16 protein-coding genes are annotated in these 18,088 nt (G+C 35.7%); all 16 read left to right on the top strand.

Annotated elements, in window-relative coordinates:
• Window positions 1-69: 69 nt before the first annotated feature.
• The 16 genes from IJ00_RS06290 to IJ00_RS06215 all read left to right on the top strand — a co-directional run bounded on the left by IJ00_RS06290 (window position 70) and on the right by IJ00_RS06215 (window position 18,071).
• A complete protein-coding gene (locus tag IJ00_RS06290; RefSeq protein ID WP_035151075.1) occupies window positions 70-831 on the top strand; it encodes a bifunctional 2-polyprenyl-6-hydroxyphenol methylase/3-demethylubiquinol 3-O-methyltransferase UbiG in 762 nt (253 codons plus the stop codon).
• Window positions 828-1,556 (top strand): class I SAM-dependent methyltransferase, encoded by a 729-nt coding sequence (locus tag IJ00_RS06285; protein WP_046814737.1) that lies wholly within the window; start codon window positions 828-830, stop codon window positions 1,554-1,556. Before IJ00_RS06290 ends, IJ00_RS06285 begins: the two co-directional genes overlap by 4 nt.
• A 171-nt stretch (window positions 1,557-1,727) precedes the next feature.
• Window positions 1,728-2,762 carry a polysaccharide deacetylase family protein gene (locus IJ00_RS06280; RefSeq protein WP_035151074.1) on the top strand — a complete coding sequence of 345 codons (1,035 nt, stop codon included), beginning with the start codon at window positions 1,728-1,730 and terminating at the stop codon, window positions 2,760-2,762.
• A complete protein-coding gene (locus IJ00_RS06275) occupies window positions 2,759-3,730 on the top strand; it encodes a glycosyltransferase family A protein (RefSeq protein WP_035151073.1) in 972 nt (323 codons plus the stop codon). The genes IJ00_RS06280 and IJ00_RS06275 overlap by 4 nt, the downstream gene beginning before the upstream one ends.
• 245 nt (window positions 3,731-3,975) lie before the next feature.
• Window positions 3,976-4,908, top strand: a complete 933-nt coding sequence (locus IJ00_RS06270; RefSeq protein ID WP_035151072.1) for an NAD-dependent epimerase/dehydratase family protein — start codon at window positions 3,976-3,978, stop codon at window positions 4,906-4,908.
• Between the two features lie 405 nt (window positions 4,909-5,313).
• On the top strand, window positions 5,314-6,351 hold the full coding sequence (locus IJ00_RS06265; RefSeq protein ID WP_046814736.1) for a glycosyltransferase family A protein: 1,038 nt from the start codon (window positions 5,314-5,316) through the stop codon (window positions 6,349-6,351).
• Between the two features lie 106 nt (window positions 6,352-6,457).
• A complete protein-coding gene (locus tag IJ00_RS06260) occupies window positions 6,458-7,726 on the top strand; it encodes a glycosyltransferase family 4 protein (protein ID WP_035151071.1) in 1,269 nt (422 codons plus the stop codon).
• Window positions 7,727-7,772: 46 nt separating this feature from the next.
• Window positions 7,773-8,621, top strand: a complete 849-nt coding sequence (locus IJ00_RS06255; protein ID WP_035151069.1) for a glycosyltransferase family 2 protein — start codon at window positions 7,773-7,775, stop codon at window positions 8,619-8,621.
• A 26-nt stretch (window positions 8,622-8,647) separates the two neighbouring features.
• Window positions 8,648-9,595 (top strand): glycosyltransferase family 8 protein, encoded by a 948-nt coding sequence (locus tag IJ00_RS06250; protein WP_046814735.1) that lies wholly within the window; start codon window positions 8,648-8,650, stop codon window positions 9,593-9,595.
• A 55-nt stretch (window positions 9,596-9,650) separates the two neighbouring features.
• Window positions 9,651-10,661, top strand: coding sequence for a glycosyltransferase family 2 protein (locus tag IJ00_RS06245; RefSeq protein ID WP_046814734.1), 1,011 nt, complete (start codon window positions 9,651-9,653; stop codon window positions 10,659-10,661).
• 49 nt (window positions 10,662-10,710) lie between these two features.
• Window positions 10,711-11,790, top strand: coding sequence for a glycosyltransferase (locus IJ00_RS06240; protein ID WP_035151068.1), 1,080 nt, complete (start codon window positions 10,711-10,713; stop codon window positions 11,788-11,790).
• Window positions 11,787-12,947: a glycosyltransferase gene (locus IJ00_RS06235; protein WP_035151067.1), complete on the top strand. Its 1,161-nt coding sequence runs from the start codon at window positions 11,787-11,789 to the stop codon at window positions 12,945-12,947. Before IJ00_RS06240 ends, IJ00_RS06235 begins: the two co-directional genes overlap by 4 nt.
• An 83-nt stretch (window positions 12,948-13,030) precedes the next feature.
• Entirely contained in the window at window positions 13,031-14,185 is a 1,155-nt protein-coding gene (locus tag IJ00_RS06230) for a glycosyltransferase family 1 protein (RefSeq protein ID WP_238178444.1), read from the top strand.
• 75 nt (window positions 14,186-14,260) lie between these two features.
• Window positions 14,261-15,526: a glycosyltransferase family 4 protein gene (locus IJ00_RS06225; RefSeq protein WP_035151064.1), complete on the top strand. Its 1,266-nt coding sequence runs from the start codon at window positions 14,261-14,263 to the stop codon at window positions 15,524-15,526.
• A gap of 338 nt (window positions 15,527-15,864) precedes the next feature.
• Window positions 15,865-16,743 (top strand): phytanoyl-CoA dioxygenase family protein, encoded by an 879-nt coding sequence (locus IJ00_RS06220; protein ID WP_035151062.1) that lies wholly within the window; start codon window positions 15,865-15,867, stop codon window positions 16,741-16,743.
• Window positions 16,744-16,964: 221 nt separating this feature from the next.
• Window positions 16,965-18,071 carry a hypothetical protein gene (locus tag IJ00_RS06215; RefSeq protein ID WP_046814733.1) on the top strand — a complete coding sequence of 369 codons (1,107 nt, stop codon included), beginning with the start codon at window positions 16,965-16,967 and terminating at the stop codon, window positions 18,069-18,071.
• Window positions 18,072-18,088 lie beyond the last annotated feature (17 nt).

The raw sequence follows: 18,088 nt of genomic DNA, 5'->3' as shown, positions 1-18,088 counted from the left end.
AGTACCCGAATTACTCTGCAACATGTTAATCATTAAACGTAAGTTACTAATTGTTGGAAGTTTTTTTTAATGAATACAAAACATTTAAAGCAAATAGCCAAGCGAAAATTGCCATCAGCTATCTCTAATTGGTTAGGCACTCAATTGAAAGGAAAGGAATATTGCCCACTAGTGGGTACTATTAATTTTGGCAACTTGAGACGTTTGAAACCTATCAGTAGAGAATTTGGCTATGATCGGGGTCTTCCGATAGATCGCTACTATATCGAAAATTTCCTTGCTCGTCAGGCTTATGATGTTCACGGACGAGTGTTGGAGATTGGAGAAGCGACTTATACCCGTAGATTTGGGGGTGATCGCGTTACCAAAAGTGATGTGTTGCATGTGGTTGAAGGTAACCCAGAAGCAACTATTGTGGGTGACTTAACTAATGCCGATAACATTCCCTCAGAGGCTTTTGACTGCGTAATTCTGACGCAAACTCTTCACCTTCTTTACGATATGAAAACGGGTTTAGCAAATTTGTATCGCATCCTAAAGCCAGGTGGGATATTACTAGTAACTGTTCCCGGTATCAGCCAAGTAGTCAAATGTGATTGGGGTAGTGATTGGTGCTGGGCTTTGACTGCTCAATCAGCACGGATGTTATTTGAAGAGTTTTTTCCCAAAATCAATATTGAAGTTGAAACACATGGTAATGTTCTCACTGCGATCGCCTTTTTACAAGGACTGGCTGTAGAAGAATTGAGCAAGGAAGAGCTTGATTACAAAGATGATGAGTACCAAGTCTTAATTACTATTAGGGTTGTCAAAGCTGAGGTAGCATCATGAACCTCAATTTCGTTAACAAATTGCCAACTCCTGTATATCATTGGCTAAAAAGTATACGTTATGGTCGTCCTCCATTAGGAATGATCAACCTTGGTAGCTTGGGAAAAGTCAAGCCTATCAGTAAAGATTTTGGCTTCGATCGAGGTTTACCAGTTGACCGCTACTATATTGAAAATTTTCTTGATCGTCACGCAAGCGATATACAAGGTCATGTGCTAGAGATTAAAGAACCTCTCTACACCTACAAATTTGGTGGCGATCACATAACTAAAAGCGATGTCCTTCATGTAGAACCAGGTAATCCAAAAGCAACAATCGTAGCAGATTTAACAAACGCTGACCATCTGCCATCAGATACTTTCGACTGCATTATCCTCACTCAAACCCTGCAATTTATCTACAATGTCCCATCTGCAATTAAAACTCTCCACCGGATTCTCAAACCAGGAGGGGTTTTACTCGTCACTATTTCAGGTATTAGTCAAATTAGTAGCGAAGACATGGAGCGCTGGGGACAATACTGGAGTTTTACCACCCTCTCAATCCAAAAGCTATTTCAGGAAGTTTTTGAGAAAGACAAAATAGAAGTCACAGCCTACGGAAACGTATTAAGTGCGATCGCTTTTCTGCATGGCTTGGCAACTGAAGAATTAGATAAATCCAAGCTAGACTATCACGATCCCGATTACCAGGTCTTAATTACAGCTAGAGCCGTGAAAGAGTAAGTCAATGGAGTTAAGTGCAAAAGTGCAACGTTTGAATCTTAATAATGTTAAAAACGCCTCCCAATTTTATGATGATCGCTATGAAGATGTATTTCATGTTCAAATTTTCTGATTCCTAACCCCATGCTTACCAACAGGTAGTTTTAGAAGCATAAAAACAAAATAATCAGCATGGGCATTATCACTAACAAAGTACGACACACTTTTCAGCAGCTAAAAAATCAAATTTTCCCTGGTGCGCTCATTTTAATGTACCACCGTGTAGCTGAAGTAGATTCAGATCCCTGGTCACTATGTGTAACACCAAAACACTTCGCCGAACACCTAGAAGTTTTACGACAATATGGGAACCCGATACATTTACAGGAATTGACAAAAAACCTTGGTAATAGACAACCAGTACATCGGTCAATTGTCGTCACATTTGATGATGGTTACGCCGATAACTTCTATAATGCCAAACCGTTATTAGAAAAGTACGACATCCCAGCTACAGTTTTTGTTACTACTGGTGGGATTGACCAAAAGCAAGAATTTTGGTGGGATGAGCTAGATAGATTATTATTGCAACCTGGTACATTACCGGATTCACTCCAGTTAAATATTAATGGTAGAACCTACCAATGGGAATTAGGATCAGCAGCACATTATAGTGAAGCAGATCGTCAACGCGATCACCATTGGAGAATGGAAACAGGAGAAAATCCTACTCCTCGTAATACTCTGTATCGCTCACTATATCAACAGTTGCAGTTTTTGCCTATGCATGAACGAGAAAACTTGCTAGATAAAATACGTGTTTGGGCAAATGCTGAACCAGTAGGACGCTCAACCCATCGCTCCCTTTCCAATGAAGAGATGCTTGCATTAGAGTCAGGAGGAATGATAGAAATTGGTGCCCATACTGTAACACACCCTTTTCTTGCTCAACTTCCAATAGCTTCACAACGAGATGAAATTCAGCAAAGTAAAGATTATCTGGAGAAAATTTTAGGACATCCAATCACGAGTTTTTCATATCCCAATGGTAGTTACGTAACCGATACCATCCCTCTTGTAGAAGAAGCAGGATTTAATTGTGCTTGTTGCAGTGTAGCTAACCGAGTTCAACCAAATAGCAATAGTTTTTTGTTACCCCGTGTTGTGGTTGAGGATTGGGATGGCGAAACCTTTACCCGTTGGTTAATAAGGTGTTTTCAATTATGATTAGCAAACCACTGATTTCTTGCATCATCATCTTCTTTAATGCTGGTGAGCAGTTCTTTATCGAAGCTATTGAAAGCGTATTTGCCCAAACTTACGAAACTTGGGAATTATTACTAGTAGATGATGGTTCTAGTGATATTAGTACAAAAATAGCTATAGAATACGCAAAAAAATATCCAGAAAGAGTCCGCTACTTGGAGCATGAAGGACATCAAAATTGTGGTATGAGTGCCACACGCAACTTAGGTGTTAACCATGCGAAAGGTGAGTATATTGCTTTTTTAGATGCCGATGACATCTGGTTATCCAATATATTAGAGGAACAAACAGCTATTTTAGATTCTCATCCCGACACTGCTATGGTTTATGGACCCATTCAATGGTGGTATAGCTGGACAGGAAATATTGAAGATACAAAGAGCGACTTTGTAGATACTCCTCAAATCTTTTTACAGAACCCTGGTTTATATCTCGACACTATTGTTCAACCGCCAATACTATTTCTGTTGTTATTACAAATGAAAATTAGCATATCAGGAATGCTGGTGCGACGACAGGCAATAGAAAAAGTTGGTGGTTTTGAAGATACGTTCCGAGGTCTCTATGAAGATCAGGTCTTCTGTTCAAAGATTTGTCTACAATTTCCTGTATTCGTAGCAAGTCAGTACTGGTATAAGTATCGGCAACATCCTAAAAGCTGCTGCGCGATCGCACAAAAAACTAAAAAAGAGTATTGGCACCTGCAACGTCCAGTTTTTTTGAACTGGTTAGAGCAATATTTATCCGAAAAAGGGTTCAAGTACACTGAAGTTTGGGAGGAAGTCCAAAAGGAGCTATGGTCATATCGCCACCCAACCTTAAGCTCTCTATTAAACTGTAATCAGTATATTATGAGCCGAATTAAACAAAAACTAAAGCGCATAACTTTACAAAAATTACTTATCAAAGCAGAAAATTTGAGAGTATGAAGAACATTATTTATGAAGAAGAAAGCGTTAGTTTCCTGAATCCTCATCTTTATTGAAGGCTGGTGCAAAGTTCCTTATCGAAGCCATAGAAAACATTTTCACTCAGACCTATGACAACTGGGAACTTTTACTGGCAGGCGACGGTTAAACCACAGTTTAGCTTAATCTTGGCTGTGGTTTCCGATAATGTTCTGTATGGATTTTGGAAAAAAACAAAGTATTCAACCTATACCTAAAATTTAATTATGCATTTTGTTGTCACTGGTGGAGCAGGTTTTATTGGCTCTCACTTGACAGAGCAATTGTTAACAGAAGGTCATACTGTAACCATAGTTGACAATCTCACTACTGGTCGCTTAACAAACCTGTCTGAACATCCTCGTCTGAAATTATTGCTGAAGAACATACTAGACTGCCAGCCAGAAGATTTCACTCAGCCAATCAATGGAATTGCCCATTTAGCAGCAACCCCATCAGTCACGCAATCTTGGGATAAACCGCTAGAATCTCATCACAATAATCTCTCAGCAATCATTGCTGTACTTGTACTGTGCCAAGTGTTAAACATCCCTAGACTCGTCTTTGCTAGTTCAGCCGCAGTATATGGCAATAAAGCATATTTACCCATTTCCGAAGAACAACAGACTTCCCCGATTTCTCCTTACGGATTACAGAAATTGGTGAGCGAACAATATGCAAATTTATTTGCGAAAAAGTTAGGTATATCTTTTATTGCTCTACGGCTGTTTAACGTATTTGGCCCTCGTCAAGACCCAAATTCACCATATTCTGGCGTTATTTCTATCTTTAGTAAGTCTATCCAAGCTGGTCTGCCCATTACTATTTACGGAGATGGTACACAAACAAGAGATTTTATTTTTGTTAAAGATGTTGCAGTTGCTTTTACAAAAGCTTTAACTACTCCCCTTTCTGTTGACTCTTGTATCGCTTGTAATGTTGGTACTGGTCAAGTAACTTCGCTACTTGAATTGGTTCATAACCTAAAAATTGTTACTAAGTCTGACTCAAAAATTTACTTTAAAAATGCTCGACCTGGAGACATTGAACATTCTCAAGCTGATATATCAAGAATATTTTCACTGTTAAATTTTAAACCTCAATGGTCTTTTATATCTGGCATTCATAATTTAGTGAAATCATTAGCTTATAAGCAGTAAAAAAATATCCATGAATGAACAGAATCTATACTGATCCCTCATTTGTCACTTTCGGGAGAGAATAGTCTGAAATGCTTACGGCATAAGGCTTTTATTGAAAAGTCATAATTTCAGCCATTGTGTTAGAAAATAAACGCTCAAATGCATGTTCTATCTAGAGTTGAAAATTTGACTTTGATTTTTCTTTTCCCAGAGTGACAAAAAAGGGATTATACCATTTCACGAAAAATATGATACAGATGTAAATCCTGAAAGCTTTGCTGCATCTAAGTTTTTTGATTGCGAATTGCGAATTGCGAATTGTGAATTGGTATGAGCTAGTCAGCACCTATTTTCAATAATGTCATTTTCAAATTGAGAAATTGAATAAAGAAAAAATTGTCACATAACTATTAAGTTAACCTTATGAATGAACAAATAAAGACTCAACCATTAGTCTCTTGCATTATCATATTTTTTAATGCGAAAAGGCATGATTTCTTTGAACAAGCAATAGACAGTATTTTAGCCCAAACCTATCACAACTGGGAAATTTTGCTGGCAGATGATGGCTCAACTGATGAAAGCACACTCATTGCCTTACGATATGCTCAACAATACCCTGATAAAATTCGTTATGTGGAACATGATGGTCATCAAAATCTGGGTATGAGTGCAACACGTAATTTAGGTATTCATCACGCCAGAGGAGAATATATTACCTTTTTGGACGCTGATGATACGTGGTTCCCCAATCAACTTGAACAACAAGTAGGTATTCTAGAATCACAGTCTGAGGCTGCTATGGTCTGGGGGCGTACCCAAGTTTGGTTTAGTTGGACTGGTAATTCGGAAGATATTCAACGGGATTCTTATTCACAAATAGGCGGTCAGCCGAATAGTTTGATCAAGCCACCAAATTTACTATTTAATCTTCTCGACTCCCATGAGAGGGCGATACCCTGTGTGTGTAGTGTTATGGTACGGCGCAAAATATTTGAAGAACTGGGTGGATTTGAAGATGAGTTTAAGACTAAGTTTGAAGACAGTATTTTCTGGGTAAAAGTCTTTGCCGAAAAATCTGTTTTTGTGTCGAGCCATTGTTGGGGTAAGTATCGGCAGCACTCAAATAATAGCTGCATTATTGCAACTCAAACAGGTGAATGGTATCGCGGAACTCTGAGTCCTGTACGCCAAAAATATCTAACTTGGATAGCAGAGTATTTTTGTAATAAAGGCTTCAACGATCCTGGTGTCTGGAATGCCCTTCATAGAGAACTATGGGGTTATCAACATCAGAAATTGTACTACCTATTTAGAAATATTATTTACTTTCTAAATTGGGGAAAGAATGTAGTGAAGCAAATCGGAAATCAAGTGTTACCTCTTACAATTAAACGCTGGTTAAAAACCTCATTATATAAAATCTTCGTCAATCCTAAAAAATCTGTTCTTCCACAATAAAACAACTAAAAAAATAGTAGAGACTCAGGGCAAAAATTTCACTCCAGCAAATTGTGTAACTATGAACACTTTCCATAAATTAATCTCGACTTGAATCTTCTTTTCTATGAATGTTCTACATATTAATCAATCTGATATCTCAGGTGGAGCAGCAATCGCAGGCTATCGACTTCATCAAGGCTTGCTAGCTCAAGGAATTGACTCGCGGTTACTAGTAGGAACAGTGAAAAACATTAGCGATCGCGTAGCCCCTATTCCTCGAGCAAATCTCATTATTGAAAAATTAATTAGTCAGGTCACTTGGCATTTAGGACTGAACTATATTAAGTACATTAGTAGCTTTGATATTCCTAAACACAGCTTTTACCAGGATGCAAACATTCTGAATTTTCATAATCTACATTCTGGGGTTTTTAGCTATATGGCAATTCCCTGGTTAACTGAAAGTAAACCAGCCATATTTACCCTCCATGATATGTGGAGTTTTACAGGTCACTGTGCTTATAGCTATGATTGTATGCGCTGGAAAAATGGTTGTGGTAAATGTCCATATCCCGATTCCTATCCTGCTGTTTCTAGGGATAATACTCAGATTGAATGGAAGTTAAAAAACTGGGTTTACAGTCGCTCAAACCTTACTATTGTGACTCCTAGTAATTGGCTCTTTGAACAAGCCAAACAAAGTATGCTCAAGCGCTTCTCCATTCATCACATTCCCTATGGTATCGACACGGAAGCCTATCAGCCTCTTGATTCAGCACAATGTCGATATTTATTGGGTATTCCAGAGAGTAAAAAGGTGTTGCTATTTGCCGCAGATAGCTTGAAAGATTCCCGCAAGGGAGGTGATTTATTACTCAAAGCTTTACAAAAGCTACCCGCATCTTTAAAATCTGAAACTGTTTTGCTCACTTTTGGGTCTGGTGGTGACACTATATCAGAAGAGGTCGGAATAGTAACAATTAATCTCGGTTATATCAGTAGCGACCGTATTAAATCCGTTGTTTATTCTGCCGCAGATTTATTTATTTTTCCTACCCGCGCAGACAATCTACCTCTTGTACTACAAGAAAGTATGGCTTGTGGAACTCCAATGGTTTCCTTCAAAATAGGCGGAGTTCCTGATTTAGTACGTTCAGGTATTACAGGTTATTTAGCTACACCAGAACATGCTGATGATTTTTGCAATGGAATTGTAGAGTTACTGGAAGATGATAAATTACGTCAGCAGATGAGTAGAAATTGCCGAAAAATTGCTTGTGCAGAATACCCAATAGAATTACAAGCACAACGCTACATTAAGCTATACCAGGAATTACTGAGTGTTAAAGAAGTAGAAGCTGAGACTGACAGCAAAGAATATATACAAGTATAAAAAATAAGTTCTTCCATAATCCCTGAAGTAATATTTTGATCGAAACATGATTACAGTCATCACCCCAGTTTATAACGGCGAAAAATTCATCGAAAAATGCATCCAGGTTGTCATTAATCAAAACTGTCCTGATGTTGAACATATCATTGTTGATGGTGCTTCAAAAGACCGTACTGTAGAAATTATTAAACAATATGCAGAAAAATACCCTCATATTCGTTGGGTTTCGGAAAAAGACCAGGGACAGTCTGATGCAATGAATAAAGGTATTGCAATGGCTAAAGGTGAGATTTTAGCTATTCTTAATGTTGATGATTACTATGAGCCGAATATTTTAAATAAAGTCGCCGAAATACTTATTAATCTTCCAAAGCCAAGTTTACTAGTAGGCAACTGTAATATCTGGGATGGTGAGGGTAATTTATTGTCTATCAATAAACCAAGTAAGTTAAAATTACAAGATTTATTAATGGGTTGGAAAATTAATCAAATGCCAGCCAATCCATCTGCATATTTCTATCATAAGAATATACATGAAATTATCGGCTTATATAATACATCAGAAAACTATGCGATGGATCTAGATTTTATACTTAAAGCAGTTCAGGTGGCAAATATTAAATATATAGACGAAACTTGGGGTAACTTCAGATTACACGAAAACACAAAAACCTATAACAGCATTCAAAGTGGTAATACAATGACTGACATGCATCGCATTATGAGATTATATCGAAAGAATTTACCTTTATTGTCAAGATTATTTACCGCCATTAAATATGAATTTTACTACCATATATATGACAAACTTAGATTTTATTTTGAAAATCCTCAAAAGATACTTCCTTTTTTTAAATCCAAATTTATTGGTATCTTTAATTTTTTGTCAGCATAAATATATAAAAAGTATAGGAGCAGATAATGCTAGTTACAAAACATTCATTAAATATCAGTAACCTAGATACGAGCAACTATATTCCTGTTATATTTGCAGCAGATGATAAATATGCAATGCCGTTAGCTGTGACAGCTTGCTCAATTTTCGCTAATTTAGACTCTAATACTAAATTACGTATTTTTATTATTGATGGTGGAATTACAGAAGTTAATAAACAAAAAATAGCTAATTCTCTAGACCCTCAGCGCTGTGATATTAGATGGTTGTCATTACCCAAAAAATTACCTCAAGGGATGAAAATATCAGGACATATATCAACAGCAGCTTATTATCGTCTACTAATTCCTGAGCTTTTACCAGATAATTATGAAAAAATCATTTATCTTGATTGTGATTTACTACTGAATCGAGATATTAAACAACTTTGGGATATAGATATTGCAGATAACTATATCTTAGCAGTTCAGGAAATACGTTTTCCTTGTATTAATTCTGGATTAGTCAATTATAAGCAATTAAATATTCCTGGTGATTGGAAATATTTTAATTCTGGAGTATTAGTAATTAATCTTAAGAAATGGCGTTCTGAAAACATAACTCAAAAAGCGATTCAATACCTTGAACAGCATCAAGAAGATATCCGTTTTCATGACCAAGATGCACTAAACGCAATACTTGCAGGTAATTGGGGAGAACTAGATCCTAGATGGAATCAAACACCATTTATTTATGAATATAAATCTTGGCGAGAAAGCCCATTTACCGAGGAGAGTTTTAAAAACATATTAAATGAACCTTGGATTATTCACTTTGCATCTAGTTTTAAACCGTGGAATTTTTATCAGCATATTCATAAACGACTGTTTTATCGGTATTTAGATATGACTGCTTGGAAAGGTTGGCGCTATACATTTTGGATGGCACTCTATAAAAAAATGATGCGTATTCTTTTAAAGAATGATAAACGCTAATTTTATATATAACTGGTATATCTAACTAGATTGAGTGAATATAAGAGGTAAAATAATGAACAAGGAATTAACTTATAATTGTCATGATAATAGGAGCTTATTGAAAACTCAAGAGCCTCTAGTTAGTATTATTATCAATAACTATAATTACGGTTCACATCTCAGGCAAGCCATCGATGGTGCATTAAATCAAACATATAAAAACGTAGAAATTATCGTTGTTGATGATGGTTCTGTTGATAATTCTCGTGATGTAATCGCTAGTTATGGCAATCAAATTATTCCTATTTTAAAAGAAAACGGTGGACAAGCATCAGCACTAAATGCAGGTTTTAAAGCAAGTAAAGGTGATATTATTTGCCTGTTGGATTCAGATGATATATTTTTATCTAACAAAGCTGCGACAATAGTTGAATGGTTTCAGCAAAATCCCGATATAGACTGGGCTTTTAATGAATCATTTCCAATGACTTCTGAAGATATATCTCAGTTAGACTTCGAGAGTATTGTAAATAAGAATACAAATTTAAGTCATGTAGAAAAATTATCATTAATTGATTTTAGAAATAATATTATTAGTGCAGAGTTACCTACCTTTACACCTTCTACATCTAACTTGTGCTTTTCTCGACAGCTTTTAGAGAAAATATTTCCTTTGCCCGAAATTAAAGGGTTTTCTGGTCTAGCTATTTGCGACCTATATTTAAAGTATGTAGCAGTCGGAATCGGCAGAGGGTATTCCAGTAAGAAAAATTTAGGTATTTTTAGAATACATAGTAATAATCGCTATACTACTCAAGAAATTAATCAGAAGAGAAGTATTGATGCAGAAATATTAATGATGAGCGGCTATTGTATGCTCGTTAATTTTCCATCTTTTATTCAGTTGAGTCAAAAATTGTTTTCTAAAGGTTGGGCAAATTATTTAAGAAGCAATAATCATAAGATTGATTACAGTGATTATATAAAAGAATATCTAGCTAAGATTTCATTAATTGATCGCGTGAAAGTTTTGTTTATTACATTTTATTATTTTATCAAATTAGGATACATGGATTTGATATAGAAACAATCTTGTTTGATGATGTATAATAATTGATATTTCAATGAAAATTATGAATGAAAGTAATAAATTTGTAGTCAGCATCATTATTAATAACTATAATTACGCCAGATTCTTACCCGATGCTATCGAAAGTGCTATTAATCAAACCTATCCTCATACAGAAGTAATTGTTGTTGATGACTGCTCAACTGACAACTCTCGCGATATTATACAGAGTTACAGGGATAAAATAATTCCCATATTTCACCAAGAAAATGGTAAACAATCTGCTGCTTTTAACAGTGGCTTTGCTGCTAGTAAAGGTGACATTATTATATTTCTTGACTCTGATGATTATCTCTTTCCCCATACAGTAGAAACTGTTGTTGGTGTCTGGAAACCGAATACGGCAAAAGTACATTACCGTTTATCAGTGGTAGATATCTGCAAACAACCATTAGGGTACGAGTATCCCCAGGGAGATAAACCCTTATCAAGCGGGGAAGTTTGGAGAAACTTATTAGAAGTTGGTGGTTACAATAGTGTTGCGACTAGTGGAAATGCACTCAACCGCAAAGCTTTAGAGCAGGTTTTTCCCATTCCCGACGAATACAAACTTACTGCTGATGATTATCTCTGGACTTTGATTCCTTTCTATGGTGATGTTATCGCCATTCACCAACCCCTGGCAGCTTATCGCATCCATACTAGCAACCAATGGGCATTAGCAACAGTTAGTGGCGATCGCTTCCGCAGATTTGTCAAGCATGATTTACAAAATTACGCTTTATTGCTACAAAAAGCTAGGGAATTAGGTTATGAAGTTCCTCAAGACCTAGAAATGCGCTCATTTGGGCGTTTATGGTCGCGGATGGCTTCTTATCGTCTCGATCCGCAAAATCACCCGATTCCCACCGATAATTCATGGAAGCTAATGATTCTAGGCATCCGGTCACTGTGGAAATACTCAGAATATAGGTTTATAAAGAAACTTGCATTTAGTCTGTGGTTTCTTTCTGTAGGATTATTACCTATACCCTTAGCGAGGGAACTTATTACTTGGTTATTTGTGCCTCAAAAGCGCCCGAAATTTCCTTTAAAACGACCCAACCTACTACTGAGCCATTCACCTAGGGAGGAAACAGTATGACTGAAAAAATACGTGTACTATTTATCAGCCATGCTTACGTGGTTGGAGTCAATCAGGGAAAATTAAACGCGATCGCATCTGTCGCCAACAAGACAGAAGTCGCTTTGTTAGCACCAAGTAATTGGAAAGCAGCAGAGTGGAATCGCCATTTACCAGTAGAAACTCCCTTTAAAAACGTAAAAATCTACACAGCACCTGTGCTATTTCCTGGTCGTGGTGGCGCTCATATTTTTGCACCTTGGACAATCTGGCGAGTTATTCGCGATTTTCGTCCTGATGTTATACAAGTTGAGCAAGAAGTATTTTCTCTATGTGCTTTTGAATTGGCAATTTGGTGCCGACTCACAAGTAAACCAATGGTTGTGTTTGGATGGGAAAATATGGAAAGAAAGTTGCCCCTTATCCGTCGCTGGACTTGTAAATTTGTCTTGGATACGGCAAAACTGATTATTCCAGGCAATCAAGATGGCGCTAAAATTATGCGTCAATGGGGTTATCAGGGCTTAATGGAAGTGATGCCACAAATTGGTGTAGATACAAGTCTATTTACTCCACCAATCTTAGATACTCCCAGTGATGAGTTTAATATTGGTTTTCTTGGTCGTTTAGTCCCTGAAAAAGGTATTGACCTAATTTTTGCTGCGGCAAGTTTACTACAGCAAAAAGGATATAAATTCAAAATTATTCTTTGCGGTTCTGGCAAAGGAGAAACTGAATTAAAGCAAGAAGCTAAAAAATATCAAGTAGAAGATTTTGTGGTTTGGCGAGGAGGAGTACGTCACGAACAAGCGCCTGCTGAAATTAGTAAATTTGATGTTTTAATTTTGCCTTCGCGAACATCTACAACTTGGAAAGAACAATTTGGTCATGTACTCATTGAGGCAATGGCGATGGGTGTACCAGTTATTGGTTCTAATTCTGGTGAAATTCCAAATGTAATTGGACGTACTGATTTAGTTTTTCCTGAAGACAATTATCACAGTTTAGCAATGATTTTAGAAAAAATGATTTGTGAACCTAATTGGCGACAAGAAATTAAAAGGTACAGTATTAATCGGGTAGAGCAGTATTATACACATGAAAAAATTGCTGAAAGATTAATTGACCTTTGGCAAATTGTTACTACAGAATCTGGTAAAGAATATGCGACTATTTAGTTATGTTTACTATTTTGTATGATTGGTATTAGTTTACATATTCAATTACTTTAAAAACTATGCGTATAGTAATTGTAAGACCCATGCAAGAATTTAGTATGCAAGTCTATGCAGATGGAATTATATCTGGTTTACAAAAAGTTCGCCCTGATTGGGAAATTATTGATTTATTACCTCGCTCATATGATAGAAAAAGTAAATCTCTATCTCTGAGAATCAAAAAATATTATGAGCGATTTTGGTCTTATCCGCGTCAAGTTCAGCAGCAGGATGCTGATATATTTCATATAATTGAATCTGCTGAAGCTCATATTGTTTATTGGTTACAAAAGTCAGCAAAGCCGGCAGTTGTTACTTGTCATGATTTAATTAACTTATATTATCGCGAAAACCTTCAAGGTTCAGTTCAGATACCATTTATTAGCGACGCAGTGTGGAAACATGCAGTCAAAGGAATGCGTTTAGCTAATCATATTATTAGTGTTTCTGAGATGACGGCAAAAGATACTAATAGGTTTTTTAGTATTGAGCCAGGGTGTATTTCTGTAGTTCCTAATGCTGTGGATGAAAAATTTAAAGTATTACCAAGTGATGAGATTCAAACTTTTAGAGCAAAGTATGGGCTAAATCCTGATACAATTTGTCTACTCAATGTTGGAGCTAATCATCCCAGGAAAAATATTGCTAATATTCTGGAATCTTTAGTGATTTTAAAACAAAAAAACTTAGAATTCAAATTTTGGAAAGTTGGGGTCGATTTCACAGATATTCAAAAAGAATTTATTAAAAATCATGACTTAGAGAGTCATATTCATTATTTGGGAATGCCAGATAATGAAATGTTAACTCCTATATATAATGCAGCTGATATTTTACTTGCTCCTTCCTTACATGAAGGTTTTGGCATGACACTTTTAGAAGCAATGGCTTGTGGTACCGCAGTTATTACTTCTAATACATCTGCTATGCCAGAAGTCGTAGGTGATGCCGGAATTTTAGTTAATCCGAAAGATAGTCAAGCAATTGCCAATGCGGTAATTAGTTTACAAAATGACCCTGTTTTCTATCGAGAGTTAGTGAACAAAGGAATAGAAAGAGCAAAATTGTTTACTTGGGAAGCAGCAGCAGAACAAATAGCTCAAATTTATGAAAAAGTTGTACAGTCTCAAAAATTATTCAAGAATAATTTTTCTTCAGAATCATTAATAAAATTATCAAATTCCACTACAAACAATTAAAAAATTTACTAATTACTGAAAATATTCAACTTTGATTTTTTGAATTATTTCCCTCAACAAAAAGGAAGCCCAACTATGAAAATTCTCATGTCTGCCTACTCATGTGAGCCACATATCGGTTCGGAGCGTGCTGTTGGTTGGGGTTTAGTGCAAGCAGTTGCCAAGCACCATCAAGTTTGGGTATTAACTCGACCAGATGAGGGAAAAGAAGCAATAGAAGCAGAACTGAAGCGCAATCCAAACCCTAATCTGAATTTTGTCTATTTTACCTTACCCATTTGGGGTGGAGCTTGGAAATGGGGTTTTGGTTCAATGCAACTTCACTATTACCTGTGGCAGATTCAAGCTTATTTTGTTGCTCGTCGTCTTCATCGTCAAATTGGTTTTGATATTTCACATCATGTCACCTTTGTCAAATACTCTAGACCTAGCTTTTTATCTTTACTACCAATTCCTTTTGTTTGGGGACCTGTAGGTGGCGGAGAATTTGCTCCCAAGTCTTTTTGGAAAGATTTCAGCCTCAAAAATAAAATTCATGAACGAGTGCGATCGCTAGCTTGTAAAGTCTTTGAATCAGACCCATTCGCTATTATTACTGCTCGACGTAGTATTTTAGCTCAGGCAACAACTGAAGATACAGCAAGACGAGTTCGCCAAATGGGTGCTAATAATGTGCAAATAGAACCTGCGATTGGTTTGCTAACAGAAGAAATTGAGCAACTCAATCAAAATAAATTACCAAATCAATCGCCGATACGATTTTTAAGTATTGGTAGACTTTTACATTGGAAGGGTTTTTCTCTGGGATTACGAGCATTTGCTCAAGCGAACTTGAAAGATGCCGAGTACTGGATAATTGGTGATGGACCAGAAAGACAAAGACTTGAAACGCTTGTTCAAGAATTAGGTATTATTAATCAAGTTAAATTCTGGAACAATCTGCCAAGAGAAGCAACTCTGGATAAAATAAGTGAATGTAGCGTGTTAGTTCATCCCAGCTTGCATGATTCAGGGGCATTTGTCTGTTTAGAAGCAATGGCTGCTGGTCGTCCAGTTATATGTTTAAATTTAGGAGGTCCAGCCCTTCAAGTGACGGAGGAAACTGGTTTTAAAATAGCTGCGATAACTCCCAAACAAGTAACAGAAGACCTTGCAAAAGCAATGAAAACTTTGGTCAATAATCCTGAATTATGCTTGCGAATGGGGGAAGCTGGATACAATCGAGTCAAGGAAGTATTTAACTGGGACGTAAAGGGTCAAAATTTAATATGCAAGTATAAAGAAATACTTGAAAAGCCGCGAGCTACACAGAGCAAAAAATTAACTAAGTGTATTAATTAACAATCATCCGGATTTTACGGATTGTTATTGAATGAGTAACCTGTAATACTTTTAGTCTATTTTGCTGAGATTGTGCTACAGGCTCTCATACAAAGATATGCAGACCAATACAACTCATTAATCATAAACAAGTCAGTAAGTCAAGTATCAAACAATACTGCTAATTCAAGTAATTTATTTTTGTATTTTGGTACTGATATAAAGTTTTGCAGGTTAAGTCTCTGGATAATTTCCTAAATTTACAGATAAATATTGATTTATCTACCACTACAAAAATCATACACATCGACTTCAAAGGCATATTTAATTTCTAACACTCATCGGAGGTTAATGTCGAAATGGAAACAAAATTATATTATGACGAAAATGGTTATGCCGTATTCAAAGGCTTAATCCCTCACGAGTTAGTTGAAAGATTAATGACTTTATATTGTCGTAAAATTTTGCCGTCCAAATACCCATTCTTCAGACAGAGTAATAGTAAATATGAAGTGAATAGTGTGAATGAATATGGCTATGTCAAACAATCTTTTTTAGATATTCATGACTATACAAATTATCCTGAATTTAGTGCTGTTGCTAAAGAGATATTTTGTAGTAATGAAATGCAGATGGCACTGAAACAATTAACGGATTTAGAGTCTTTTAATTTAATGCAAACGATGTTATTTGATAGCAATACTGAAACTCAGCCACATCAAGATTGGTGGTATTTAGATACTGTACCTAATGGGAACTTAGTTGCAGCCTGGATTGCTTTAGAAGATATTGATGAGAGAGCAGGTAGATTTTATGTTATGCCCAAAACACATAATCTCAATTTTCATAGTGACAATCCAGACTTATCTCATAGTCAATGGCTCAAAAGAATTAAAGAATACTTTGATTCTCATCAAGAGAATATTCAAGCTCCAGAATTAAAAAAAGGAGATGTTTTATTTTGGAATTCACGAACAATTCATGGTGCTTTAAAAACAACAGATACTAGTTTCTCTAGAAAATCTTTGACTGGTCATTATATTCCTTCAATATATAAATTTGGAAATCTGTTTAAAACAAAAGATTATATTAAATACAAGAATTTTAATGGAGTTAATTATTATCGCAATCAACCTGACTACAATTTCAGCAATCATCTGAAGTCAAACCTAAAAAACTGGGTTTATGATTCACCTAGATTGCTTAAAATAATGAGACAATTTCAAGGGAAAATATAATTTTAATTAGCACTGTATTGTTGCAAATATGTTACCAACAGATTAGGGAATAACTGTGCGAATAAAACTATAATTTCAAATAATTAAAAATATTGATGTCCTTGAATTTTGACTCTTTCGCAAGGAGAATAGTTAAATTAAAAAATTCTATTCTGCACCAGAACAATGTAGAGAATCTTAGTAATTTGATTATTTCTAGATATAACAGTTGCAATAGACATATGCATACTAACGAAGAATCTAACAAATATTTTGTTTGCTTGCAAGGATGCCCTTTAACTCCTATTCCTTGGAATATACCGAATACTGACGAATCTTTTAATGTCGATTGTGTTTATTTTGGTAAGGTTTTTCAAACAGTAGAGGAAAAATTAAATATAAAAGGTTTGATATTTTATTTAACTTGGGACGTTAATCAACTTCCATCATATGGGCAAAATGTCGTTGCTGTTGTATTGGGAGATGAGTGGTGTCGAATACCAAAATATTTTCATCAAGTTAGAGCAGTATTCAAAAGTTATGGTATTTATCCAACAGTTAGCAGCAAATTTTGGCTCAACCCTTCTTATTTAAACTCTATGATACTTTTTCAAAATATCAAAAACTGGTTCCTGCGTCTACCAAGTCTGTTCTATTTTAAATTCTATAAACTTAAAAACTTTGTATATAACGAAAATAAATCTTTACATATATTTGATATACCTTTAGGTTATTATAACCAACTAGACTTACCAATTAAAGATATAAAAACTCGTTCTTATGACGTAGTTTTTGCTGGCAGTATAGCCTTTAAGTCCTATTCATTTTGGTCTCCAAGAAGATGGTTTCAAACTCCCAAGATTATTACTCGTAAGTGCATGATTTCGAGCTTACAGGCTATTCAAGAGAAATACCCAAGTTTAAAAGTTCAATTATCATTAACATCCAGCTTTGGCTATCAAGGTTCAAGAGAAGTCGCAGCAAAAAGCTATTCAGAACAGTTAATGGATGCGAAAATATGTTTAGTTCCTAGAGGAAGTTCTTTAGAAACATTTCGTTTTTTTGAAGCCTTAAGATACGGTTGTATTGTAGTAGCAGAATCATTACCATCTAGATGGTTTTATAATGGGTCCCCAGCTATTCAAGTAGTACATTGGAGTGAGCTAGATAAAATAATAGATACTTTAAGTCAAAACGTTGAACTGATGCAAAAAATACATCACAATTCACTGATTTGGTGGCAAGAAAAATGCTCAGAATCTGCTGTTGGCAGTTATATAGCAGAACAATTAAATTTCATCTCCTCTCCTAGTGAGATTGCTACCAACAAAAGATTTGGTTCAACCTAGTTTAAGCAATTAAATAT

Source organism: Calothrix sp. 336/3 (genome assembly GCF_000734895.2).
Lineage (GTDB): Bacteria > Cyanobacteriota > Cyanobacteriia > Cyanobacteriales > Nostocaceae > 336-3.
This window is presented reverse-complemented; position numbering and strand designations above follow the sequence as displayed.